The sequence below is a fragment of the Thermodesulfobacteriota bacterium genome, assembly GCA_040754335.1.
In the GTDB taxonomy this organism is placed as follows: domain Bacteria; phylum Desulfobacterota_D; class UBA1144; order Nemesobacterales; family UBA2774; genus 2-12-FULL-53-21.
In genome coordinates this window covers 477,238-502,596 of record JBFMCV010000001.1, presented here as the reverse complement: position 1 = coordinate 502,596, position 25,359 = coordinate 477,238, and the positions used below count along the sequence as shown (strand labels likewise).

General features: G+C 56.0%; 22 protein-coding genes. All 22 read left to right on the top strand.

The features are described from left to right. Nucleotides 1-16 precede the first annotated feature (16 nt). The 22 genes from AB1598_02390 to dnaK (AB1598_02285) all read left to right on the top strand — a co-directional run bounded on the left by AB1598_02390 (nt 17) and on the right by dnaK (AB1598_02285) (nt 25,350). On the top strand, nt 17-994 hold the full coding sequence (locus AB1598_02390) for an ABC transporter ATP-binding protein (GenBank protein ID MEW6143845.1): 978 nt from the start codon (nt 17-19) through the stop codon (nt 992-994). A 7-nt stretch (nt 995-1,001) separates the two neighbouring features. Then, complete coding sequence (locus AB1598_02385; GenBank protein ID MEW6143844.1) at nt 1,002-1,970, top strand: oligopeptide/dipeptide ABC transporter ATP-binding protein; 969 nt, start codon at nt 1,002-1,004, stop codon at nt 1,968-1,970. A 98-nt stretch (nt 1,971-2,068) separates the two neighbouring features. Beyond that, entirely contained in the window at nt 2,069-2,581 is a 513-nt protein-coding gene (locus tag AB1598_02380) for a DUF177 domain-containing protein (GenBank protein ID MEW6143843.1), read from the top strand. A gap of 30 nt (nt 2,582-2,611) precedes the next feature. Further along, complete coding sequence (rpmF, locus tag AB1598_02375; GenBank protein ID MEW6143842.1) at nt 2,612-2,803, top strand: 50S ribosomal protein L32; 192 nt, start codon at nt 2,612-2,614, stop codon at nt 2,801-2,803. 31 nt (nt 2,804-2,834) lie between these two features. Next, nucleotides 2,835-3,761 carry an ACP S-malonyltransferase gene (gene fabD, locus AB1598_02370; GenBank protein ID MEW6143841.1) on the top strand — a complete coding sequence of 309 codons (927 nt, stop codon included), beginning with the start codon at nt 2,835-2,837 and terminating at the stop codon, nt 3,759-3,761. Further along, nucleotides 3,754-4,500, top strand: a complete 747-nt coding sequence (fabG, locus tag AB1598_02365; protein ID MEW6143840.1) for a 3-oxoacyl-[acyl-carrier-protein] reductase — start codon at nt 3,754-3,756, stop codon at nt 4,498-4,500. The genes fabD and fabG overlap by 8 nt, the downstream gene beginning before the upstream one ends. A gap of 20 nt (nt 4,501-4,520) precedes the next feature. Beyond that, a complete protein-coding gene (gene acpP, locus AB1598_02360) occupies nt 4,521-4,766 on the top strand; it encodes an acyl carrier protein (protein ID MEW6143839.1) in 246 nt (81 codons plus the stop codon). After that, nucleotides 4,766-5,998 carry a beta-ketoacyl-ACP synthase II gene (gene fabF / locus AB1598_02355; protein MEW6143838.1) on the top strand — a complete coding sequence of 411 codons (1,233 nt, stop codon included), beginning with the start codon at nt 4,766-4,768 and terminating at the stop codon, nt 5,996-5,998. Before acpP ends, fabF begins: the two co-directional genes overlap by 1 nt. Nucleotides 5,999-6,222: 224 nt before the next feature. Next, the gene (gene acnA / locus AB1598_02350; protein ID MEW6143837.1) at nt 6,223-8,916 is read left to right on the top strand and encodes an aconitate hydratase AcnA; all 2,694 of its coding nucleotides are present in this window, start codon (nt 6,223-6,225) and stop codon (nt 8,914-8,916) included. A 166-nt stretch (nt 8,917-9,082) separates the two neighbouring features. Next, nucleotides 9,083-10,336 carry an isocitrate dehydrogenase (NADP(+)) gene (icd, locus tag AB1598_02345; protein ID MEW6143836.1) on the top strand — a complete coding sequence of 418 codons (1,254 nt, stop codon included), beginning with the start codon at nt 9,083-9,085 and terminating at the stop codon, nt 10,334-10,336. A gap of 86 nt (nt 10,337-10,422) precedes the next feature. Further along, nucleotides 10,423-11,361, top strand: coding sequence for a malate dehydrogenase (gene mdh, locus AB1598_02340; GenBank protein MEW6143835.1), 939 nt, complete (start codon nt 10,423-10,425; stop codon nt 11,359-11,361). A gap of 145 nt (nt 11,362-11,506) precedes the next feature. Then, a complete protein-coding gene (locus AB1598_02335; protein MEW6143834.1) occupies nt 11,507-12,238 on the top strand; it encodes a succinate dehydrogenase in 732 nt (243 codons plus the stop codon). Beyond that, nucleotides 12,239-13,966, top strand: a complete 1,728-nt coding sequence (locus AB1598_02330; GenBank protein MEW6143833.1) for an FAD-binding protein — start codon at nt 12,239-12,241, stop codon at nt 13,964-13,966. It begins immediately after the preceding gene. Further along, nucleotides 13,967-14,707 carry a succinate dehydrogenase/fumarate reductase iron-sulfur subunit gene (locus AB1598_02325; GenBank protein MEW6143832.1) on the top strand — a complete coding sequence of 247 codons (741 nt, stop codon included), beginning with the start codon at nt 13,967-13,969 and terminating at the stop codon, nt 14,705-14,707. A gap of 27 nt (nt 14,708-14,734) precedes the next feature. Then, entirely contained in the window at nt 14,735-15,901 is a 1,167-nt protein-coding gene (gene sucC / locus AB1598_02320) for an ADP-forming succinate--CoA ligase subunit beta (GenBank protein ID MEW6143831.1), read from the top strand. 180 nt (nt 15,902-16,081) lie between these two features. Beyond that, nucleotides 16,082-16,936 carry an RNA polymerase factor sigma-32 gene (locus AB1598_02315; protein MEW6143830.1) on the top strand — a complete coding sequence of 285 codons (855 nt, stop codon included), beginning with the start codon at nt 16,082-16,084 and terminating at the stop codon, nt 16,934-16,936. Nucleotides 16,937-16,978: 42 nt separating this feature from the next. Next, complete coding sequence (gene dnaK / locus AB1598_02310) at nt 16,979-18,925, top strand: molecular chaperone DnaK (protein MEW6143829.1); 1,947 nt, start codon at nt 16,979-16,981, stop codon at nt 18,923-18,925. A gap of 177 nt (nt 18,926-19,102) precedes the next feature. Continuing rightward, a complete protein-coding gene (gene rpmE, locus AB1598_02305) occupies nt 19,103-19,306 on the top strand; it encodes a 50S ribosomal protein L31 (GenBank protein MEW6143828.1) in 204 nt (67 codons plus the stop codon). Nucleotides 19,307-19,426: 120 nt separating this feature from the next. Continuing rightward, complete coding sequence (fusA, locus tag AB1598_02300) at nt 19,427-21,508, top strand: elongation factor G (GenBank protein ID MEW6143827.1); 2,082 nt, start codon at nt 19,427-19,429, stop codon at nt 21,506-21,508. A gap of 213 nt (nt 21,509-21,721) precedes the next feature. Further along, nucleotides 21,722-22,678 carry a Ppx/GppA phosphatase family protein gene (locus tag AB1598_02295; GenBank protein MEW6143826.1) on the top strand — a complete coding sequence of 319 codons (957 nt, stop codon included), beginning with the start codon at nt 21,722-21,724 and terminating at the stop codon, nt 22,676-22,678. Between the two features lie 180 nt (nt 22,679-22,858). Continuing rightward, entirely contained in the window at nt 22,859-23,491 is a 633-nt protein-coding gene (gene grpE, locus AB1598_02290) for a nucleotide exchange factor GrpE (protein MEW6143825.1), read from the top strand. Nucleotides 23,492-23,514: 23 nt separating this feature from the next. After that, entirely contained in the window at nt 23,515-25,350 is a 1,836-nt protein-coding gene (dnaK, locus tag AB1598_02285; GenBank protein MEW6143824.1) for a molecular chaperone DnaK, read from the top strand. Nucleotides 25,351-25,359 lie beyond the last annotated feature (9 nt).

Here is a 25,359-nt window from a genome sequence, read left to right as displayed (position 1 = left end):
GGAGAGAGGATATATAATGGAAACGGCGCTCGAGATAAAAGACCTGACTGTTTCGTTCTCGTCCGAAGGGAGGAGGGTAGAGGTCGTAAGCGGCGTTTCTCTTTCCATACCCCAGGGCAAGATAGTGGGGGTCGTAGGCGAGAGCGGGTGCGGGAAGACCGTTACCGCGCTCTCCGTAATGCGCCTCATCCCGGAGCCCCCGGGCAGGATAGAAGGGGGCGAGATTATCTTCGACGGGGCCGACATACTCCACTCGAGCGACCGGGACATGCGGGCGCTCCGCGGGAACAGGATATCCATGATATTCCAGGAGCCCATAAGCTCGCTCAACCCCGTCTTCACCGTAGGCGACCAGATAGGGGAAGCGCTGAGGACGCACCTAAGGATCTCGAAGAAGGAAGAGAAAGAAAGGGTCATAGAGCTTCTCAGGCTGGTAGGCATACCGGCTCCGGAGAAGAGGATAAAGAACTACCCCCACGAGCTTTCAGGCGGGATGTCGCAGAGGGTGATGATAGCCATGGCTCTCGCCTGCAATCCGGAGGTGCTGATAGCGGACGAGCCCACGACTGCGCTCGACGTCACGATACAGGCGGGCATACTCGAGCTCATAAACGAGCTCAGGGCAAAGATGGGCATGGCGGTGCTGCTCATCACGCACGACCTCGGCATAATCGCCGAGGTAGCGGATACCGTTTATGTGATGTACGCGGGCAAGGTGGTAGAGCACGCCGTGACGAGGGAGCTCTTCAAGAACCCGAAGCACCCCTACACGGTCGGGCTCCTAAACTCCATCCCCGACATGAGAGAGAGCAAGGAGAAGCTCGACGCCATACCAGGCGTCGTGCCGAGCCCCGGGAGCTTCCCGCCCGGATGCAGGTTCCAGGACAGGTGCCCGCTCGTTATAGATAAATGCAGGAGAGATGAGCCCCCTCTCGCGGAGCACGCGTCCGGGCACCGGTCCGCGTGCTGGCGGGCGGACGATGTGAGGATATAGGACACGTATGCCGCTTAAAGAGCTCGTCAGAATAGAACGTCTCAAAAAATATTTCCCGGTAGGAACAGGGATACTCTCGAGGATCACGAATTTCGTAAAGGCCGTAGACGGCGTCGACCTGACCATATCCGAAGGCGAGACCGTAGGTCTCGTCGGGGAGAGCGGCTGCGGGAAAACGACTCTCGGCAAGACCATAATAAAGCTCCTCGAGCCTACTGGCGGCGAAATATTCTTCAGGGACAAAAACCTGACCGGGCTCGGCCCGTCCCGGATGCGCCCGTACAGGAAAAAAATGCAGATCGTATTCCAGGACCCCTACGGCTCGCTCAACCCGAGAATGAAGGTCGAGAGCATAGTCTCCGAAGGGCTCGTGATACACGATATCTCCTCGCCGGCAGAGAGAAAGGGCATTGTGCGCGAGCTGCTGCGGACAGTGGGACTCCGGGAAGACGCCCTCTCCCGGTATCCCCACGAATTCAGCGGGGGACAGAGGCAGAGGATCGCCATAGCGAGGGCCCTTGCGCTAAACCCCGAGTTCGTCGTATGCGACGAGCCTATATCGGCATTAGACGTCTCGGTGCAGGCCCAGATAATAAACCTCTTCATGGAGCTCCAGGAGAAATTCAGGCTCACCTACCTCTTCATATCCCACGACCTCCGCGTCGTGAGACACATAAGCGACAGGGTGGCCGTAATGTACCTGGGGAAGGTGGTGGAGTCCGCCCCGAGCGGAGAGCTCTACCGGAACCCCCTCCACCCGTATACGCGCATACTGATTTCATCGGTCCCGGTGCCCGACCCAGACAAGCAAAGAAAAATGACAGTGCTCAAGGGCGACGTGCCGAGCCCCATAAACCCCCCGTCAGGCTGCAGTTTCCATCCCCGCTGCCCTATTGCTGTCGAAAAGTGCAGCACGGTAGTCCCCGAGCTCAGGGACGCCGGAGGGGGACACTTCGTCTCCTGCCACCTCGCCTGAGATACCGCCGCATTTCCTTTTTACTTGCAAACCTCTCATCTTGTATTATTATTTAAACCCGTTATTTCATAATCGATATTTGACAAAGAGTCGGGGCGATGAAGATCAGTTTATCGGACATCAGGGACGAGGGACTCCACATACACACGCACATGAGTCCCGGATGGCTTGATAACATACCCGAGCTGAAGTCGGGCGAAGAGGGAATGAGGCTCGCGTCGGATATTGACGTCGACCTCGTGGTAACGAAGGCGCTCAGGGAAGTAACCGTGCTCGGAAACCTCTCTTTTTCCATAGAGGTCCCGTGCTCGAGGTGCCTGGAGACGGTCAGGCTCGAAATAAGACCCGATATAAGGCTCCTCCTCTCTCCCGCCGACAAGGTGATAGACGTCGATGACGTCGATCATGAGACATACAGGGGCGACGAAGTGGACCTCGACGATTACCTGAGGGGGCTGATAGCCGTTTCGCTGCCGGTTAAGGTGGTTTGCAGCGAGGACTGCAAGGGCCTCTGCCCTAGATGCGGGACGAATCTGAACAAAGAGACGTGCGATTGCGAAAAGGATTGGGAGGACCCCAGGTTCGCGGCGCTCAAAAAACTGAAGATATAAATTATGAAGAAGACAAAGGGAGAATGAAAAATGGGACTTCCGAAAAGAAAACATTCCAGGTCAAGGTCCAGGAAAAACAGAACCCACTATAAGGTTGCGAATCCCGGACTTTCCGTCTGCCAGAACTGCGGGGAGCACAAGCCCCCACACAGGGCGTGCCCCGGCTGCGGGTTCTACAAGGGAAAGACATACATAAAGGAAAAGCAGGAAGAGGTTTCATAAGGCTTTCCCCGTTCGCTTAAGGATCTAACAGATGATTGCTTTCGTGTTCCCAGGCCAGGGTTCCCAGTACGTGGGGATGTGCAAGGAGCTTTATGAAGAGTTCGGCGCGGCGAGAAAGGCCTTCGAAGAGGCGAGCGACGTGCTCGGCTTCGACATGGCGGGGCTTTGCTTCGAAGGAGATGCGGGCGAGCTGTCTCTCACGGCCAACGCGCAGCCCGCGATCCTGACCGCCTCTACTGCGGCGCTCAGGGTGCTGGAGTCGGAGTCAGGTCTCAGGCCCGATTTCGTGGCCGGCCACAGCCTGGGGGAGTATTCGGCGCTCGTTGCGAACGGCTCGATGGCTTTCAAAGATGCCGTTTTTGTGGTAAGAAAAAGGGGGGAGTTCATGCAGGAAGCTGTACCGGTGGGCGAAGGCGCCATGTCGGCCGTCCTCGGACTCGAGATCGGAGCCGTCGAGGATATATGCAATATGGTGTCCGGCGATTCGCGGGTCGCGAGCCCGGCTAACCTGAACGCGCCCGGCCAGACAGTGATCTCCGGGAGCAGGGACGCGGTCATTCAGGCCTCGGAGCAGGCGAAGCTGAAAGGAGCAAAGCGCGTGGTCCCGCTCGACGTGAGCGCTCCCTTCCACTGCATACTCATGAAGCCCGCGGCCGAGAGGCTTGCTGAGGTATTGGAGGGGATCGAATTCGGGGAGATGAGCGTGCCGATCGTGACTAACTGCGACGCAGCTTTAAACAGTGATTCGTCGAGGACGAGGGAATTGCTCGTACGGCAGGTCACGAGTCCGGTCAGATGGTACGAATCGGTCGAGACCCTCGGGAGAGCGGGGGTCGGGAGGTTCATCGAAATAGGCCCCAAGAACGTGCTCGCGGGCCTTATAAAGAGGACGCTCCCCAATGTCGAGGTAGGCAATCTCGAAAACAAGTCACAACTGGAGTCACTCAAAAATGGCTGAATCAGGTAAAAAGGTAGCGCTCGTGACAGGGGGTTCGAGAGGGATCGGAAGGGCCGTGGCGATAAGGCTCGCGGCAGAAGGAGCGTTCGTGGTCGTTAATTTTGCTCAAAACGAACCAGCGGCTAAGGACGTGGTCGCCGAGATAGAGAAAGCGGGAGGGAAGGGCGCCCTATCGGGGTTCGACGTTTCCGATTACGATACAGTACAGAAGAAGATCGAAGAAATTATCGAGGAGCATGGCGCGATACACATACTCATAAATAACGCGGGTGTCGTCCAGGACACGCTTTTGGTGAGGATGGACAAAGAAGATTGGGACAAGGTGATCTCCATCAACCTCGACGGGGTGTTTAACTGCACCAAGGCCGTCGCGCGCACGATGATGAAGCAGAGGTGGGGGAGGATAATAAATTTAACATCGGTCGTGGGAGAGATGGGGAACGCCGGCCAGACGAACTACGCAGCCTCGAAGGCGGGCATAATAGGTTTTACGAAGGCGGCCGCGAGGGAGATGGCGCCCCGGGCCGTGACGGTAAACGCCATAAGCCCCGGTTTCATAGAGACGGACATCAACAACAATCTCCCGGAAGATATAAAGAAACAGTACATAGAGAAGATACCTATGGGCAGGTACGGATCGCCCGAAGACATCGCCGGCGTTGTAGCGTTCCTCGCTTCTGAAGAGGCTTCCTATATCACAGGTGAAGTAATAAGGGTAAACGGCGGAATTTATACTTAATATCAAAGGAGGTATTTAAAATGGCTCAGGACAAGGAAATACTCGCGAAAGTGAAGGAGATGGTGGCGGGTCAGCTGGGTAAGACCGAGGACGAGATCACACCCGAATCTTCGTTCATCGAAGACCTGGGAGCAGACTCCCTCGATCTGGTAGAGCTTATCATGTCGATGGAAGACGAGTTCGGTCTCGAGATATCCGACGAGGACGCGGAGTCCATCATAACGGTTCAGGATGCGGTAAACTTCATACTGGAGCGTAAAAAGTAATGAAAAGAAGGGTAGCGGTTACGGGCGTAGGGCTCGTAACACCTCTCGGAATCGGGAATAAGGAGACCTGGGACGCTGTGTGCGCCGGGCGGCCGGGCGTAAGAAGGATTTCGAAATTCGACCCGTCCGAGCACAAGACGCAGATCGCGGCAGAGATACACGGGTTCGACCCGGAGCTCTTCATGAACCCGAAAGAAGCGCGCAAGACGGACGCGTTCATCCAGTATGCCGTCGCGTCCGCGAAGCTCGCGATCGAGGACGCGGGGCTCGAGATCACGGATGAGCTCTCTCCACGCGCGGGCACCATTATCGGCTCCGGGATCGGGGGAATGGAGACATACGTCAACACAGTGCTCACGATGGCCGAAAAAGGCCCGGGACGCCTCTCCCCGTTTTTCATCACCAATATCATCAACAACATGGCCGCCGGGTACGTATCCATATTCTTCAACGCCAAGGGCCCCAACTGCTGCACTACGACCGCATGCGCCGCGAGCGCCCACGCGATAGGCTACGCGGCCATGGCGATAAGGAACGGCGAGGCGGACGTCATGTTCGCGGGCGGCACGGAAGCCCCCTGCATCCCGCTCACGTTCGCGGGGTTTAACGCAATGCGCGCGCTGTCCACGCGGAACGACGCGCCTGAGCGCGCCTCCCGGCCGTTCGACAAGGAGAGGGACGGCTTCATAATCGGCGAAGGCTCGGGGATGCTGATACTGGAGGAGCTGGAATTCGCCAAGAAAAGGGGCGCAAAAATCTACGCCGAGATAGTCGGCTACGGCATGAGCAGCGACGCGAGCCACATAACTGCGCCGTCGCTCGACGGGCCCGAAAGGTGCATGCTCGCGGCGCTCAAGGACGGTGGAGTGAACCCGGACGAAATCGAGTACATAAACGCGCACGGGACATCGACTCCGCTCAACGACTCGAACGAAACGAACGCCATAAAGCAGGTCTTCGGCCGGAGAGCTTACAAGATTCCCGTGAGCTCGACCAAGTCGATGACGGGACACCTGCTGGGCGCGGCAGGCGCGGTCGAAGCCGCTTTCACGGTGCTCGCGCTCGATCAGGGCATACTCCCGCCGACGATAAACTACGAATTCCCCGACCCCGAATGCGACCTCGACTACGTGCCCAACGAGGCGAGGAAAGCCGAGATAAAAACGGCGCTCAGCAACTCGTTCGGCTTCGGGGGTACAAACGCCTCGCTCATATTCAGAAAGGTCGGCTGACGCCTAAGCGAACGCCCCGGACACTGCGCCGTCGATGAATATTCTCCCCGCGGACTCCGTTTATAACACCATAGGCATCATTCAATAAAACCCCGCGCCGGCGGCAGCGCCGCTTCGCATGAATCCGCGAGGATTCAAGGTCCGCTTACGCTTGATTTGTACCGATTCAACTGTAGAATGTTAGGGTAAACCTTCCGCTTAACCAGCAAGCTAAGGAGAATAGAATGAGCGAGATCAACAATAAGCTGAAAGCCCTTTCTACGCTTAAAACGAGCGCGGGCGAAGTCGATTATTATTCTTTAAAATCCATAGAAAAGTCACTCGGGAAGGATATTTCCCGCCTGCCGGTATCGATAAAGATTCTTCTTGAAAACGTCGTCAGGAATTACGACGGGAGCGTGATAAACGACAACCACGTACGGGCCCTCGCCGGATGGAGCCCCGAGGGACTTAACGCGGACGAGATACCCTACTGTCCTGCCCGCGTGATACTCCAGGACTTCACGGGCGTCCCGTGCGTCGTAGACCTCGCGGCCATGAGGACTGTAGTCAACAGGCTCGGAGGCAACCCCGACAAGATAAACCCCATAGTCCCTGTAGACCTCGTCATCGACCATTCCGTGCAGGTCGATTACTTCGCGAACGACAAGGCCTTCAAATTGAACGTTGAGCGCGAATACGAGCGTAACGGCGAGAGGTACGCATTTTTAAGATGGGCGCAGAAGGCGTTCGACAATTTCAGGGTCGTCCCACCGGGCACGGGCATAGTCCACCAGGTGAACCTCGAGTGTCTTGCGAGCGTAGTCTCTTCGGGCAGGATAAACGGCAAGACGGTCGCCTACCCCGACACCCTCGTGGGAACGGATTCGCATACGACCATGATTAACGGCCTGAGCGTGCTCGGCTGGGGAGTGGGCGGAATAGAGGCCGAGGCCTGCATGCTGGGCCAGCCGCTCTACATGCTCGTCCCTGAAGTGATCGGGTTCAAGCTCTACGGCCAGCTCTCGGAAGGAGTCACCGCGACCGACCTCGTGCTCACCGTGACGGAGATGCTGAGGAAAAAGGGAGTAGTCGGAAAGTTCGTCGAGTTCTACGGGACGGGTCTAAGCCAGCTCGCGCTGTCCGACAAGGCCACGATAGCGAACATGGCGCCCGAATACGGCGCTACGATGGGGTTCTTTCCCGTCGACGAGGAGACGCTCCGTTATCTGAAGATCACCGGGAGGGACAGGAAGCTCGTAGAGCTCGTAGAGGCCTATACGAAAGAGCAGGGACTATTCAGGACGGACGCCACGCCCGACCCCGTTTACACGGACACGCTCGAGCTCGATATCTCCACGGTCGAGCCGTCGATGGCGGGGCCGAGCCGGCCTCAGGACAGGGTCTCCCTCAGGACGCTCAAGGAATCTTACGAAAAAGTGCTCAAGACCAAGACAGGCGACGGCAAGGACCTCAATAAAAAAGTCGCGATCGACATAGACGGAAGAAAAGACGAGATAGGGAACGGCTCTGTCGCGATAGCCGCCATTACGAGCTGCACGAACACCTCGAACCCGTCGGTCATGGTGGCTTCAGGACTCGTCGCGAAGAAGGCCGTGGAAAAGGGGCTCGCAGTGAGGCCTTCCGTCAAGACGAGCCTCGCGCCCGGCTCGAGGGTGGTCACGGATTATCTCGACGCCGCCCAACTCACGAAGCACCTCGACAAGCTCGGCTTCGACTTAGTCGGGTACGGCTGCACGACTTGCATCGGCAACAGCGGCCCCCTGCCTGCGCCCGTCGAGGAAGCTATTAAAGCGAACGACCTCACGTGCGCCGCGGTGCTGAGCGGGAACAGGAACTTCGAGGGCAGAGTGCATCCGCTGGTTAAATTCGCATACCTCGCCTCGCCCCCCCTCGTGGTCGCTTTCGCGCTCGCGGGCACGGTTGACATAGACGTTTACAAGGAGCCCATAGGCACGGGCAAGGACGGGAAGCCCGTATTTCTGAAGGACATCTGGCCCTCGCAGAAAGAGATAAGCGATACGGTGAACAAGGTGCTCAACCCCGAGCTCTTCCGGGCTCAGTACTCCCAGGTCTTCGAAGGCGACGAGACCTGGAAGACTCTCGACGTCCCCGAGGGGAACCTCTACAAGTGGGACAAGAAATCCACATACATACAGAACCCGACGTTCTTCGAGGAATTCTCTCTCGAAGTTCCGGGCGCAATGGACATAAAGGGTGCTTACGCGCTCGCGCTGCTTGGTGATTCCATAACGACCGACCACATCTCGCCAGCAGGATCCATACCGAAAGACGGCCCCGCCGGAAAATACCTCGTAGCCCGCGGCGTCGAGCCCAGGGACTTTAACAGCTTCGGGTCCCGGAGAGGGAACCACGAGGTCATGATACGCGGAACATTCGCGAATATCAGAATCAAGAACCTCATGCTGCCGGGCGTCGAAGGAGGCGTGACCAGGCACGTCCCCTCGGGCGAGCAGATGTCCATTTTCGACGCGTCGATGAAATACCAGGCCGAAGGGACGCCGCTCATAGTCATAGGCGGGAAGGAGTACGGCACGGGAAGCTCGCGCGACTGGGCCGCCAAGGGCACGGTGCTCCTCGGCGTAAAGGCGGTCATCGCGGAGAGCTTCGAAAGGATACACAGGAGCAACCTCGTAGGCATGGGCGTCCTTCCGCTCCAGTTCAAGGACGGGGAGAACGCGGCCGCATACGGGCTCACCGGGTACGAAACGTACGACATCGAAGGTATTACAGATGACCTGAAACACGGGAAAGACATCCCCGTCAGGGTCACGCGGAAGGAAGGGGATAATTTTACGTTTAACGTAACCTGCCGTCTGGACAGCCCAATAGAGGTCGAATATTATAAAAACGGCGGAATACTGCAAACGGTATTGAGACAGATGATGAAGCAATAATCCGTCCGACCGGGCAGGCGTACGGTGCTCTCGTTTATACCGTATGCCTATAAGTGCGCCCGAATGCGGGGACGGGCGGGACGACGCCCGAGACGCTTCAAATATTTGAATTTCCGGCGTTTATTATTTATATTTCAGTCCAAATTTTTTAACAGGAGTTCTCACGATGTCATCCTCAAAACCGAGCGCGGGACAGAAAATTAAAATAGACAAAAAGAATGAATCTCTAATAGTCCCCGACAAACCTATCATCCCTTTCATCGAAGGAGACGGCACGGGGCCCGATATATGGAGGGCATCGCAGATAGTTTTCGACGCCGCAGTCGAGAAGGCTTACAAGGGCAAGAGGAAGGTAGTATGGCGCGAGGTGCTCACCGGCGAGAAAGCGTTCAATCTCAAAGGCGAATGGCTGCCCGAGGAAACTCTCGAAGACCTCAGGGAATACATAGTGTCCATAAAAGGCCCCCTCACGACCCCTATAGGCGGAGGGATAAGGAGCCTGAACGTCGCTCTCAGGCAGCTGCTCGATCTATACGCCTGCGTGCGTCCCGTCAAGTACATAAAAGGCACGCCTTCCCCCATAAAGAGACCCGAGGATATGGACATGATCATATTCAGGGAGAACACGGAAGACGTATATTCGGGCATAGAGTGGCAGAGCGGGTCCAAGGAAGCTATAGAAATCAGAAATTATCTCGTAGAAAAGTACGGCGTCAACATCAGGGAGGGCTCCGGCATAGGCATAAAGCCCATAAGCCCCTTCGGGACGAAGAGGCTCGTGAGGAAGGCGCTCAGACACGCGATCGAGAAGGGGAAGGAGAGCGTCACCATAGTCCACAAAGGGAATATCATGAAGTTCACGGAAGGCGCTTTCAGGGACTGGGGATACGAGCTCGCGAAGGAAGAATTCCCCGATAAAGTGATTACGGAAGACGACCTCTGGGACAAGTACAGCGGCAGGAGACCAGGCGGGACGGTAGTGATAAACGACAGGATCGCGGACAACATGCTTCAGCAGATACTCACGAGGACGCGGGAATACCACGTCATAGCGACGGCGAACCTGAACGGCGATTACCTGTCCGACGCGTGCGCGGCGCAGGTAGGAGGGCTCGGGATGGCCCCCGGAGGCAACATAGGCGACTACCTTGCTCTCTTCGAGGCGACACACGGCACAGCGCCGAAATACGCGGGGCAGGACAAGGTAAACCCCGGCTCGCTCATACTCTCGGGCGTGATGATGTTCGAGTACCTGGGATGGAACGAAGCGGCCGACCTTATAGTAAAGGCGATGGAGCTCACGATTCTCGACAAGACCGTGACATACGACCTCGAGCGGCAGCTTGAGGGCGCGAAGCTCCTCAAGTGCTCGGAGTTCGGAGAGACCATAGCGGCCAATATGGACAGGGTTCCGGTTTAGGATCGTGTAATATTCGCTAATATCCGGCAGGCAACAAAACAAAAGGAAATAAACAACAATAAAGAAACAGTGAAGGAGCATTCAAGATGAGCAGACCGAAAATTTCAGTAATAGGCGCGGGCAACGTCGGCGCCACGACGGCGATGATGCTGTCACAGTTAGAGATCGGAGACGTAGTGCTTGTCGACATAGTAGAGGGCATGCCGCAGGGCAAGGCGCTCGACATGATGGAGATGAACCCGGTTTACGGCCTCGACGTCAACATCACGGGTACCAACGGTTACGAAGAGACGGCTAATTCGGACGTGGTCGTCATAACTTCGGGCATTCCGCGAAAGCCCGGAATGAGCAGGGACGACCTCATAGCCACGAACACGGAAATAGTGAAACAGGTGACCGAGAACGTAGCCAAGAGGTCGCCCGACGCGATACTGATCCTCGTGACCAACCCCCTCGACGCTATGGTTTACGTCGCCCACAAGGTCAGCAAATTCCCCAAGGAGCGCGTGATGGGGATGGCCGGCGTGCTCGACTCGGCCAGGTTCAGGGCGTTCATCGGAATGGAGCTCGGCGTGTCGGTCGAGAACATAGAGGCGTTCGTGCTCGGCGGACACGGCGACGACATGGTGCCGCTCGCGAGGTGCACCACTGTGGCCGGCGTGCCTATCACGGAGCTCATCCCCGCCGACAGGATAGAATCCATAATCAAGAGGACAAGGGGAGGCGGAGGTGAGATCGTCGCTCTTCTCAAGACGGGGAGCGCATTCTACGCCCCGGCTGTGTCCGCGGTCGAGATGGTCGAGGCTATCCTCAAGGACAAGAAGAAGATACTCCCATGCTGCGTGCTGGCAGAGGGTGAGTACGGCATCGACAACATATTCGTCGGCCTGCCTGTAATCCTCGGGAGAAAGGGCGTCGAGAAGATATTCGAGATAAAGCTCACGGAAAAAGAATCCGAAGAGCTCAAGGTCTCGGCAAGCCACGTAAAAGAGCTCTGCGATCATATAGATAAGACAGCAAAATAAGGGACAAAGCGGCGCGCCCGGAGCGTCTTTCGGCTTGACTAGCTCCGGGCGGTCATATAATATTACAGGCCGATTTTTCCTTAAAGCATATTGCTAGCCCGTGACACTAAAATACAAGTACTGAGATAAGTTAGGGAGGTACGAGATGGCAAACGGAACCGGAGAGAGCGCAATCACGCTGAGGCGTGACGCATGGTGGGTCGCTCCCCTCGTGACTGCGGCCGTGCTCGGCGCATTCGGCGTCTATTCCACATGGCGCGCGTTCTCAAACGCGGACTTCATTTACGGGCCGTACCTTTCCCCTTTTTATTCACCCTACATACTCGCTTCCTGGTGGCCGTTCTCGCCGGCGCTCCTCATACTGTGGGCGCCGCTCGGGTTCAGGGCGACCTGCTACTACTACAGGAAGGCCTATTACAGGTCGTTCTTCCTCTCTCCACCCGCCTGCGCAGTGAAACCTGTCGCGAAGGAAGGCTCTTACTGCGGGGAGACGAAGTTCCCGTTCATACTCCAGAACATACACCGCTATTTCTTCTATGCGGCAGGCGTAGTGCTCTTTTTCCTCTGGGTTGACGCATTCAAGGCGCTCAAGTTCGAAGACGGCTTCGGCGTGGGAGTTGGCACGCTGGTACTTTTCGCGAACGCCGCGCTGCTCACGCTCTATTCTCTTTCATGCCATTCGTTCCGCCATCTCATAGGCGGCAATCTCGATGTATTCTCGAAATGCCCCACACGGTTCATGCTATGGGGTAAGGCGACCGCGCTTAACGAGCACCACATGCTGTGGGCATGGGTGAGCCTCTTCGGCGTCGCGCTTGCCGACCTCTATGTATTCCTTCTCGCAAGGGGCGTTATCACAGACGTGAGGTTAATCTAAATGGAGAAGTACGAAACACATACGCACGACGTCATCGTGATCGGCGCGGGAGGCGCGGGTCTCAGGGCGGCGATAGAAGCATCGGCTCAGGGGGCCTCGGTAGGCCTCGTCTGCAAATCTCTCCTGGGCAAGGCCCACACGGTCATGGCGGAGGGAGGCGTCGCGGCTGCGCTCGCGAACGTCGACGCGCAGGACGACTGGAAGGTCCATTTCCACGACACGATGCACGGCGGAAAGATGCTCAACAACTGGCGCATGGCACAGCTCCACGCGCAGGAAGCCCCTGAGCGCGTGAGGGAGCTCGAGCACTGGGGTGCGCTCTTCGACAGGACAAAGGACGGCAAAATCATGCAGAGGGCCTTCGGCGGCCACACGTGGAAGAGGCTCGCCCACGTAGGCGACAGGACCGGGCTCGAGATGATACGCACGCTACAGGACAGGGGCATACACTCCGGAATGGACGTGTACATGGAATGCACGATTACTCATTTATTAAAGGACGGTGAAAGGATATCCGGGGCCTTCGGCTACTGGAGGGAGAGCGGCAGGTTCGTATTGTTCAAGACCAAAGCCGTAATTCTCGCCACAGGGGGGATAGGAAAGTCATACAAAGTCACTTCCAACTCCTGGGAATACACGGGCGACGGACACGCTCTTGCCTATGACGCCGGGGCCGAGCTCATAGACATGGAGTTCGTACAGTTCCACCCGACCGGAATGGTATGGCCCCCGAGCGTGAAGGGGCTGCTCGTCACTGAGGCGGTAAGGGGCGAGGGCGGCCTGCTCACAAACAGGAACGGCGAAAGGTTCATGGAAAAATACGACCCGCAGAGGATGGAGCTCTCGACGAGAGACGTCGTCGCGAGGTCCATTTACATCGAGGTCCAGGAAGGACGCGGCACACCCCACGGGGGAGCTTACCTCGACATCTCTCACCGGGGAGCCGAATACGTCAAGAAGAAGCTCCCGAGCATGTACCACCAGTTCATGGAGTTCGCTGAGATAGACATAACTAAAGAGCCTATGGAAGTGTTCCCGACCACACACTATATGATGGGCGGTGTCCGCGTCGACGCCGACACTGCGGGGAGCACGGTGCCCGGATTATTCGCCGCGGGTGAAGTGGCGGGAGGCATGCACGGCGCGAACAGGCTGGGCGGGAACTCGCTCTCCGACCTCCTCGTATTCGGAAGGAGGGCAGGTCTCGGCGCGGCTCAGTACGCGAACGAGCTCCGCGACAACACTCTCAAGATAGACGACGTCGATCTCGAAAAAGCCTCTCAGGAGATGCTGAAGCCGTTCGAGAACGCGGAAGGGGAGAACCCCTACACCGTGCATCAGGCCCTCCAGGAAGCCATGAGCTCTTATGTGGGCGTATTCAGAACGAAGGAAAAACTGGAAGACGGACTCGAAGAATTACAGGTGCTCAAGGACAGGGCCTCACAGCTGAGGATCGAAGGCTCACGAATGTACAACCCGGGCTGGCACCTTTGCAAGGACCTGAAATCTATGCTCATCGTCTCCGAGGCCATTGCGAAATCCGCTCACCAGAGAGAAGAGAGCCGGGGCGCGCACAGCAGGGTGGACTTCCCTAATTACGATAACGAAAAGTGGGGGACGGTGAACTCGGTAATATCCAAAGACAACGGTACAATGAAAATAGGAACATCCCCGCTTCCTCAAATGCCCGAGGAGCTGAGGAAGATCGTAGAGGGAGGTCACAAATAAATGGCTGTCGTTAAAATGCGGGTCTACAGGGGCGACTCTAACGGGGGCAAGGAAAGGGAATACGAAGTGCCGCTCGAAGAAGGGATGGTCGTCCTCGACGCCATCCATTTCATACAGGCGAATTACGACGGGGACCTGGCGGTGAGGTGGAACTGCAAGGCCGCCAAGTGCGGCTCGTGCAGCGCCGAGATAAACGGCATGCCGAAGCTCACGTGCAAGACAAGGCTCGATTCGCTCCCGCTCGACAAGCCCGTAACGGTATACCCGGTCAAGACATTCCCGATCATAAAGGACCTCGTGACGGACGTGTCCTGGAACTACAAGGTCAGAAAAATGATACCCCCGTTCACTCCGGCAAAGGACACGAAATGGGTAATGTACCAGGAAGACGTCGAGAGAGGCCAGGAGTTCCGTAAATGCATCGAGTGCTTCCTCTGCCAGGACGTCTGCCATATACTCCGGAACCACGACAAGAAGAACGAATTCTTCGGGCCGCGCATGTTCATAAAAATGGCCGAGCTCGAAATGCATCCCCTCGATACGCTCGACAGGAAGGAATTCCTGAGGGGCCAGGCGGGACTCGGATACTGCAACATAACGAAATGCTGCACCGAGGTCTGCCCCGAGCACATACACATTACGGACAACGCCATTATTCCGCTTAAGGAAAGGGTGGCCGACACGTATTTCGACCCGCTCCAGTGGCTTTTCGGCAGGTCGAAGGGCAGCCCCAAACAATAACCGCAGTTTCTCCGAGGAGGATTTAAATTGAATATCCATGAGTATCAGTCGAAGGAGCTCCTTTCACAGTACGGCGTGGCAACGCCCACGGGGAAGGTCGCTTTCCGGGATGACGAGGCGCATCAGATTGCGAAAGACCTCAATGTGGACAGGTTCGTGGTAAAGGCTCAGATACACGCAGGAGGAAGGGGGAAGGGCGGGGGAGTCAAGCTCGCCTCGACGCTCGAAGAGGTAAAACAGATAGCCTCAGAGATACTCGGCATGATACTCGTGACCCATCAGACGGGGCCCGAAGGGAAGCTCGTACAGAAGGTGCTAGTCGAAGAGGCCTCGGAGATAGAGAAAGAGCTCTACCTCGGCATGGTGATAGACAGGTCGAGGGAGCAGATAGTCATAATGGCGAGCCGGGAGGGCGGCATGGAGATAGAAGAGGTGGCGAGGAAGCACCCCTCGAAAATAACGAGGGAGTACGTAAACCCCACAGTCGGCCTCTTGCCATATCAGTGCAGAAAAATAGCATATTTCCTCGGTCTCGAGGGCAAGACGGTAAATAAAGCGGTGAAATTCATATCGGGGCTCTACCAGCTCTTCACCGAAAAGGACTGCTCGCTCGCGGAGATAAACCCCCTCATACTGACCAAGAGCGGGGACGTGCTCGCGCTCGACGCGAAGATGAACTTCGACGACAACGCGCTCTTCAGGCATCCGGACATTGAAAAGCTCCACGACCCCTCAGAAGAAGACCCGACGGAGCTCGAAGCCAAGAAGTGGGGCATAAGCTACGTGAAGCTGGACGGCAACATCGGCTGCCTCGTGAACGGGGCGGGGCTCGCGATGTCGACGATGGACATAATAAAGCACCACGGCGGGGAGCCGGCCAACTTCCTCGACGTAGGCGGCGGGGCCAACACAGAGCAGGTCACCCAGGCCTTCAAGATGATACTGAGCGACCCCAACGTGAAGGCCATCTTCGTAAACATATTCGGCGGCATAATGAAATGCGACACTATAGCCGAAGGCATAATCACCGCGGCAAAAGAAGTAGGCATCGACGTCCCGCTCGTAGTCAGGCTCGAAGGGACGAACGTCGAGCTCGGTAGAAAAATGCTGTCGCAATCAGGACTTAACATCATAACCGGCGGAGACATGAGAGAGGCGGCTAAAAAAGTCGTCGAGGCGGCACAGGCGGGTTAAACCCTTCGTGCGTCCTAGCGGCCGGTATGCTCCGCGACCCTTGTAATGTTCAAGAACAGTGTTAATTTATCTTTATTAACTACCCAATCTCATTAGAATAATATATTTCAGCTTTCATTATTTCATCCCCTTGACATTTCCCCGATGATGATTAGTTTTCAAAAAGGAGGTATGAAACGGATGAAAGCAGTTGCAGTCAGGGAGCCGATAGGTGTTTTTCTTAAGGAAATCGAAAAATACCCGGTTCTAAGCAAAGAAGAAGAATACAGCCTTGCGGTCAGATATTACGAGGACAACGACCTTGAAGCGGCCAACAAGTTAATTGTATCCAACCTCAGGTTCGTGATAAAGATAGCGTCCGAGTATATATCGTACGGGTTCCCGCTTAGCGACCTTGTTCAGGAAGGCACTATAGGGCTGATGAAGGCTGTTAAAAAATTCAACCCGTACAAGGGATACAGGTTAATATCGTACGCCGTGTGGTGGATAAGGGCGAAGATACAGAACCACATAATGAAGTTCTGGAGCCATGTGAAGATCGGCACCACTCAGGCGCAGCGCAAGCTCTTCCATAAGATCGGAAGGGCGAAGAAGGACCTCAATATCCAGCACGACGAGCTGACGGAATCGGATATCAGGAAGGTAGCCGAGCTTTTCGGAGTGAAGGATAAAGACGTGATCGACATGGAGTTCAGGATGGCATCGAGGGACTTTTCCCTCGATACGTCTTTACAGGACGACGAATCGATAACGTATCTGGACACGGTTTCGGACGCGAATTCGAACCAGGAAATAGTGCTCGAAACGCTCGAGCAGTCGGAGCTCGCCAGGGAAGGACTGGAGAAGGGACTGAAAAAATTGACTCCGCGCGAAAAGCGCGTGATCGAGAGAAGGTACCTGTCCACGCCGCAGGGCAAGCTCAGGGAGCTCGGGGACGAGCTCGGCATCTCCAAGGAGAGGGTAAGGCAGATAGAGGTCCAGGCCCTCAAGAAGCTGAGGGGCGAGGTCGAAACTTCGGTCACTCAGGGAAACTGACACGGTACTGAAAACAGATAACAAGTCGAGGAGGCTATACAAATGGCGAAAAGCGGTAAGATAATCGGGATCGACCTCGGGACCACAAACTCGGTCGTGGCTATAGTGGAGGGCGGAGAGCCCAAGGTAATCATAAACGAGGAGGGGTCGCGTATCACCCCGTCTGTAGTCGCATTTACGAAGGACGGCGACATACTCGTCGGAGGCCCTGCCAAGAGACAGGCCGTAGTCAATCCCGAAAACACGGTATTCTCGGTAAAGAGGCTCATGGGCAGGCGCTTTGAGGAGGTCGAGGGCGAGGCCAAGAGGCTCCCGTATAAAATAGTAAAGACCAAAAACGACGACGCATGGGTAGAGGTAATGGGGAAACAGTACTCACCGCCCCAGATCTCTTCCCACGTCCTGATGAAACTCAAGAAGGCGGCGGAGGACTACGTAGGCGGCGAGATAAAAGAGGCCGTTATCACGGTTCCCGCCTATTTCAACGACAGCCAGAGGCAGGCCACGAAGGACGCGGGCAAGATCGCTGGCCTCGAGGTCAGGAGGATCATAAACGAGCCCACGGCGGCCGCTCTCTCCTACGGGTTCGACAAAAAGAGCGAGGGGACTATAGCGGTCTACGACCTGGGCGGCGGCACGTTCGACATATCGATACTGGAGGTCGGCGACAACGTCATAGAGGTCAAATCGACTAACGGCGACACGCACCTGGGCGGAGACGACTTCGACAGGCTCATAATGGACTACATAATCGCCGAATTCAAGAAAGAATCGGGCATCGACCTCGGGAACGACAAGATGGCGCTCCAGAGGCTGAGACAGGAATCGGAGAAGGCGAAGGTCGAGCTATCGAACACTCTCGAGACGGAGATCAACCTGCCGTTCATCACTGCCGACGCGACCGGGCCGAAGCATCTGGTCATGAAGATCACGCGCTCCAAGTTCGAGCAGCTGATCGAGGACAAGATAAAGGGCACTCTCGAGCCCTGCCGCCAGGCGCTCAAGGACGCCGGTCTCAAGGCGGCCGACATCGACGAGGTAATTCTCGTCGGCGGGTCGACCAGGATACCGCTCGTACAGAAAGTGGTCACCGATTTCTTCGGCAAGGAGCCACACAAGGGCATTAACCCGGACGAAGTCGTGGCCATGGGCGCTGCTATACAGGGCGCTGTGCTGGGCGGAGAGGTAAGGGACGTGCTGCTGCTCGACGTTACCCCGCTCTCCCTCGGTATCGAGACTCTGGGCGGCGTGATGACGAGGATCATAGAAAGGAACACGACAATCCCGACCAAGAAGAGCCAGGTGTTCACTACTGCCGAAGACAACCAGACTTCGGTCGAGATCCACGTGCTGCAGGGCGAGAGACAGATGTCCGGCGACAACAGGACGCTCGCCAGGTTCATACTCGACGGCATTCCCCCTTCCGCAAGGGGAATACCCCAGGTCGAGGTGACTTTCGACATCGACGCCGACGGCATACTCCACGTATCCGCTAAGGATCTGGCCACCCAGAAGGAGCAGAAGGTCAGGGTAGAGGCCTCGAGCGGGCTCTCCAAGGAAGAAGTGGACAGGATGGTAAGGGACGCCGAGGAGAAGTCGGAAGAGGACAAGAAGCGCCACGACCTCGTGGAAAAGCGGAACAGGCTCGACGAGCTAATATACAGGACAGAGAAGAGCTTCAAGGAGTTCGAAGGCAAGCTCTCGGCAAACGACAAGCAGGAGCTCGAAGACGCCCTCGAGCAGGGAAGAAAGGCAGTCAAGGGCAACGAGGCCTCCGAGATCGATTCCGCTACGGAGAAGATAACCCACGCCTCTCATAAGCTCGCCGAGCTGATGTACAAGCAGCAGGCCCAGAGCGGGGACGGCGCGCAGGAGGCAGGTACCGGGCAGGAAGGGCCGGGCGAGGCGCCCGAAGGCGAGGCCGGACGCGAAGGCGAGGGCGGCAAGGACGGCGACGACGTCATAGACGCCGAATTCACAGAAAAATAAGAATATCAAAGTGCATCGCTGATTACAAAAACAGCAAAAAGGCGGCCCCCGGCCGCCTTTTTGTTTGCTATAAGCTATTGAACAGCCGGCATATAAATGTTAATTTAATATTAATAAATCTGGGTCCATATAAATCGAAAACGATTTGCCCGCGCATAAGCATAAGGAGGTATCACCATGAAAGCGGATATTCATCCGGAATATAAAGAAGTCACCATAAGCTGCTCCTGCGGCGCACAATACAAAACCAGGTCCACGCGGTTTGAAGACTTCACTGTAGAGGTCTGCTCCAACTGTCATCCTTTCTACACGGGGAAGGAAAGGGCTGCCGAGTCCAAGGGCCGCGTCGAAAGGTTCAGGAAGAAGTACGCCAAGAACTAGACATCCGACCCAGGGCGCCACATACAATCGACCGACTTTAGGGAATTTTATTCAAAGAGGAGACGACAAAGGGCTTTGATGAGAATTTTTGTCAACGACAGACTACGGAGGTAATCTTCGATGAAGGAGTATGGTAGGGAAAGCGTAAGGAACGTTGCGCTCGTTTCTCCCCACGGCGCAGGTAAAACTTCTCTAGCCGAATCACTCTTATATTTGCACGGAGCCACCGACAAGCTCGGAAAAGTCGACGACGGCGGCTCGGTGCTTGATTATGAATCCGAAGAAAAACACCGAAGGATGTCTATAAATTCCCACGTAGCGTTCTTCGAAACCAAATCCCACCTCGTAAACCTCATAGACACGCCTGGTTTTTTAAACTTCTTATACGAAGCCGATAGCGCACTCAAGGTAGTGGACGGCGCCGTGATAGTGGTAGGCGCTGTAGGCGGCGACGTGGCCGTTCAGGTACGGAAGTACTGGGACATGACGGGCGGCCTGCCGAAAATAATCTTTATCAACAAGCTCGACAAGGAAAACACGAGCCTGGAGGCCACACTCGGGAGCATATCGAAGGAGCTCAAGGTGAAGCTCCTCCCCCTGATACTCCCGATAGGCCAGCAGCACGATTTCAAGGGGGTCGTAGACGTTATCGAAATGAAAGCCTATAAATACGGAGGCGGCGCGGGATTCGAAGAGATACCCGTCCCTCCCGATATGGAAGAGGCAGCCAGGTCCCAGAGGGAAAAAATAATAGAGTCGGTCGCGGAGCTCGACGACGAGTTACTCGAGAAGTATCTCGAAGGGGAGTCGATCGACGAGGGAAAGATAATCAGGATGCTCCACGAGGGGATACTCGAGGCGAAGGTAATCCCCGTCCTCATAGGCTCCGCCACGCACATGATAGGGATAAACGTGCTGAGCGACGCCATAACCAAGTACCTGCCGTCCCCGTCCGAGAGGAAGACGATCGAGGGGCTCGACCCGGCGGGCGGGAAGGTCGAAAGAAAGCCCGACGAAAAAGAACCCTTCTCGGCATATATTTTCAAAACGGTCTCGGACCCCTACGCCGGAAAGATATCGATATTCAGGGTTTTCTCGGGGTCGCTCAATGGAGACACTTCGGTCTACAATTCCAGCAAAAAGATAAAAGAGAAGATCGGGCACCTCCACAGGCTCGTAGGTAAAAAGGAATTCCCGTTCAGCCCGGCTCTCGCGGGCGACATCGTTGCCGTGAACAAGCTCAAGGACGCGTCTACGGGCGATACGCTCACCGACGAAGCTCATCAGATGGTGATAGAGCCCGTCGAGCTCCCCCCTGCCGTGCTCTCCTACGCGATCGAGCCCAAGAGCAGGAACGACGAGGACAAGCTGAACCCGTCGCTCGCGAGGATACAGGAAGAAGACCCGACCATACACTACAGGCTCGACGAGGAGACGAAGGAGTTCCTGCTTTCAGGAACCGGGCAGTCCCACGTGGAGGTGATAGTCAACAAGCTTCGGGACATTTACGGGGTCCATGTCGAGCTCAAGAAGCCGAGGGTCCCTTATAAAGAAACGGTGAAGGGCAAGGCCAAGGCCGAGGGCAAGTACATTAAGCAGACGGGAGGGCGAGGCCAGTACGGCGACGCGTGGCTCGAGGTGGAGGCGCTCCCCCGGGGCAAGGGCTTCGAGTTCGTCAACAACATAGTGGGCGGAGTGATACCCAAGAACTACATCCCGTCGGTTGAAAAGGGTGTGATCGAGGCGATGAAGAAGGGCGTCGCAGCCGGCTATCCGGTAGTCGACCTCAAGGTCACGCTGTTCGACGGCAAATACCACCCGGTCGACTCCTCAGACATAGCCTTTCAGATAGCGGGCTCCATGGGGTTCAGGAAAGCGATGGAAGAAGCCAGACCCGTAATTCTCGAGCCAGTAATGAAGATGGAAATATCCATACCTGACGAATGCATGGGGGACGTAATTGGGGACGTGAACTCGAGGAGGGGCAAGGTCTCGGGCGTGGACTCCTTAAACGGTACCCATGTTGTAAGGGCGCTCATACCGATGGCCGAGGTGCTGACATACGCGCCTGAGCTGAGGTCGATCACGAGCGGCAGGGGCACGTTCAGCATGGACTTCTCCCATTACGAAGAGGTCCCCGATCACCTTGCAGGGAAGATTATAGAAGAAGCGGGAGCTTCCAAAACCGCCCACGAGCACTGAGCAGGCGATCACCGTGGTTTCAAAACCGTGCCTGTGGGCCCGTAACGTTTACGGATAAGGGCCTGTGTTTTCTACACAAGTTCTTTAAGTATGCTCGGTTTTCCCTTTCATTCCTTTATAAATCTGGTATATCTATATAGTCCGGCGCAGGGCGCGGATACGCGTGCGGAGAATTGTCACAGTCAGTGAATCTATTACACGAGAGACGGCTGAGTGCGAATAGCATCTATAGACATAGGGTCTAATACATTCAGGCTTCTCGTTTCTGAAACGGGAGAAGGAGCTTCGCTCAAAAAGCTCTACATCTGCCGCGAGATAACGCGTCTCGGCGAAGGTCTCGCCCCCGGAAAGATGCTTATTAGTCCTAACGCTATGGACAGGTCGTTAAAAGCGCTCTCGGGCTTTTCGCTCAAGCTGAAGGAATACGGCGTCGGGAAGCTGCGTGCCGTCGCCACGAGCGCCGTCAGGGAGTCGCTCAACGGACAGGATTTCATAAGGAAGGTCGAGTCGGAAACGGGTATATCCGTAGACGTGATATCCGGAGACGAGGAGGCGAGGCTTACGGTCAGGGGAGTGCTCAACTCGGTAAGCTTCGGCACGCCCGACTGCCTCATATTCGATATAGGGGGCGGCAGCACCGAGTATATATACATAGAGGGTGGGGAGATCAGGGAAATCGCAAGCACGGGGCTCGGAGTGGTGCGCCTCACGGAAAAGTATCTGGGGGGCGAGACCGACACGGACTCGGATATCGCCTCACTGAACCGGGACGTCCGCGGGACAATTGCTGATGGCCTGTCTTGCTTCCCCGCGGCTGGCGGGGACCGCCTGACCCTCATAGGGACGGCGGGGACGCCGACTACGCTTGCCGCCATAGAGCTAGGACTTGAGAAATACGATCCCGCGCTAGTGAATAATTTCGTCCTCACGAGGGGAATGATAGAGAGGACGCTCGAAATCTTGCTGGGCCTTCCCAAGACCGGGAGGACCAAGGTCCCCGGCCTCGAAAAGGGCAGGGAAGACCTCATAATTTCCGGAATATCGATAGTGCTCAATACAATGGACAGGTTTTCAGCGACAAGCATGGTCGTAAGCGACGCCGGGCTGCTCGAAGGGGTGGCGTATAACATGATAGTCCGGTCAAGCGGCATGGGGACGCGCGCACGATAAATCTTTGACAACTCTACGTTGACAAATTATCGTGGGATTATTATATTTTGCATAAGGATTTAGGATTACTGCCCCGAGCCGCACAACATCTGCCGAACGGTAACGCGGCCGCCGAGATAAGCGCTATAATTATATATTCACCGTGCCCGCTTACAGGTCGATTGAAACCAGGAGGTAAATATGAATCCGAACGATAACGACAATAAAGAAGGAGATATAGAATTGAGAGAAAACGGGGACAACTACAGCGGGGAAGAAGAGGAGATCGGACAGGAAGAGAAAGGGGTCCCCAGGAAAGGAGGGAAGGACTACCAGGACCTCTATCAGAAGTACATAAGGCTTGCGGCCGATTTCGAGAACTATAAGAAGAGACTCGCGAAAGAGAAAGCGGACGTCATTTCGTACGGGAACGAAGAGCTCATCAAGGCCCTCCTCAACGTCATAGATAACCTGGAGCGCGCGCTCGATCACGTGGATGCGGAGGAAGACCCCAAGCCTCTTATAGAAGGGGTCAAGCTCGTACACAAGCAGTTCCTGAGCTGCCTAGAGAAGTTCGGCGTACAGTTCGTCGACGCCTCCCCGGGACAGGAATTCGACCCGAGGCTACATCAGGCGATCGAGCGCGTCGAATCCCCCGACTTCACGCCCGGTCTCATTATATCGGAAATGCTCAGGGGATATACGCTAAAAGACAGGCTGCTCAGGCCGGCGCTCGTCGTCGTATCCAAGGGTGCGGGCGGCGCGGGCGAGACGGACCAAAACCAGGGCGGCGCAGGCTCGGGTGACGTATTCGACCTGACTGACGGCGATTAAAAAATATTTAACGGAAGGCGGACATGGCGATAGTAGGAATTGACCTAGGAACCACTAACTCATGTGTCGCGATCATAGAGGGCGGGAGCCCCGTCGTGATACCCAACGAGGAGGGGAGCAGGGTTACTCCCTCCGTCGTCGCTTTCACCGAAGATAACTCCCGCTTCGCGGGAGCGGTCGCCAAAAGACAGGCCGTTGTAAACCCCACGACCACCATATTCGGAGTGAAGCGCCTCATAGGCAGACGCTTCGATTCGCCCGAAGTCCAGAAAGCCAAAGGTCTTGCGCCGTATGACATAGTACCTAACGAATCGGGCGACGCGTGGATAGAGACTAACGCCAGGACTTATAGCCCCCAGGAGATATCCTCCATAGTGCTTTTAAAAATGAAGCAGGTCGCCGAGGAGTACCTCGGATACGAGGTGACTGACGCCGTGATCACGGTCCCGGCACACTTCAACGACCTCCAGAGGCAGGCGACGAAAGACGCAGGCCGCATAGCGGGGCTAAACGTGAGGAGGATTATAAACGAGCCCACGGCCGCTGCGCTCGCCTACGGCTTCGACAAGATAGAGAACAAGAGGATTGCGGTGTTCGACCTCGGGGGAGGCACGTTCGATATAACGATACTGGAGATCGCGAACGGGGTTTTCGAGGTGAAATCCACGAGCGGCGATACATTCCTCGGCGGAGACGATTTCGACCAGATGCTCATAGAGCTCGTGCTCGAAGACTTCAAAAGGCAGCACGAGATCGACCTCAGGGAAGACAAGATGGCGCTCCAGAGGATCAGGGAGACATGCGAGAAGGCTAAGCACGAGCTTTCTTCCGTTCATGAAACCACGATAAACCTGCCCTTTATAGCTGTAGACCAGACCGGCCCCAAGCACCTCAATTACAAGATCACGAGGGAAGAGTTCGAGAAACTCGTAGGCGAGCTCGTGGACAGGGTGGAGATACCCTGCAGACAGGCGCTCCAGGACGCGAAGCTGGACCCCGCCGACATAGACGAAGTAGTGCTCGTCGGCGGAATGACAAGGATGCCCAAGATTCAGGAAAAGGTAAGGGATATATTCAAGAAAGAGCCCCAGACGCGTATAAACCCCGAAGAAGTCGTGGCCATAGGGGCATCGATTCAGGGCGGGGTGCTCGAAGGGAAGGTCGAGGAAGTACTACTGCTCGACGTAGTGCCGCTCTCCCTCGGAGTCGAGACGAGAGGGGGACTCTTCACGAAGATCATAGAAAGGAACACGACCATCCCCACCAAGCGGAGCAGGATATTCACAACGGCCTTCGACAACCAGGAGTTCGTCGGCATCCACGTGCTTCAGGGGGAGAGGGAGCTCGTGGACGGCAATATATCGCTTGCAAACTTCAACCTCATCGGCATACCGCCCGCTCCGAGAGGGATACCCCAGATAGAGGTCTCGTTCGAAGTGGACGCGGACGGCATACTCCACGTCTCCGCTAAAGACCTCGGGACCGGAAAGAAGCAGGCGATACAGGTCGTGACGTCGAGCGGCTTGTCCGATGACGAAATACAGTCGATAATAACAGAGAGCAAACAGTACTCCGACACGGACAAGAGACGGAAGGACATCGCGCTGCTCAAGAACGAGGCGGAAGGGCTTCTGTATTCGGTCAGGAGGACGCTTGACTCCTACGGCGACAAGGTGGACGCCGACCTCAAATCCAGGATCGAGCAATCCGTCGACAAGATGAAAGAGGCTCTCGCGGGCGTCGATTACGTATACATCAAAGACGTATTCGAAGAGCTTAAGGAAGCCTCGTATAAATTCGCCGAGGTGATATACTCCAAACACGAGAAAGGCCCGGAGGCGCACGGCGGCGGCGAATAACACGCCCGT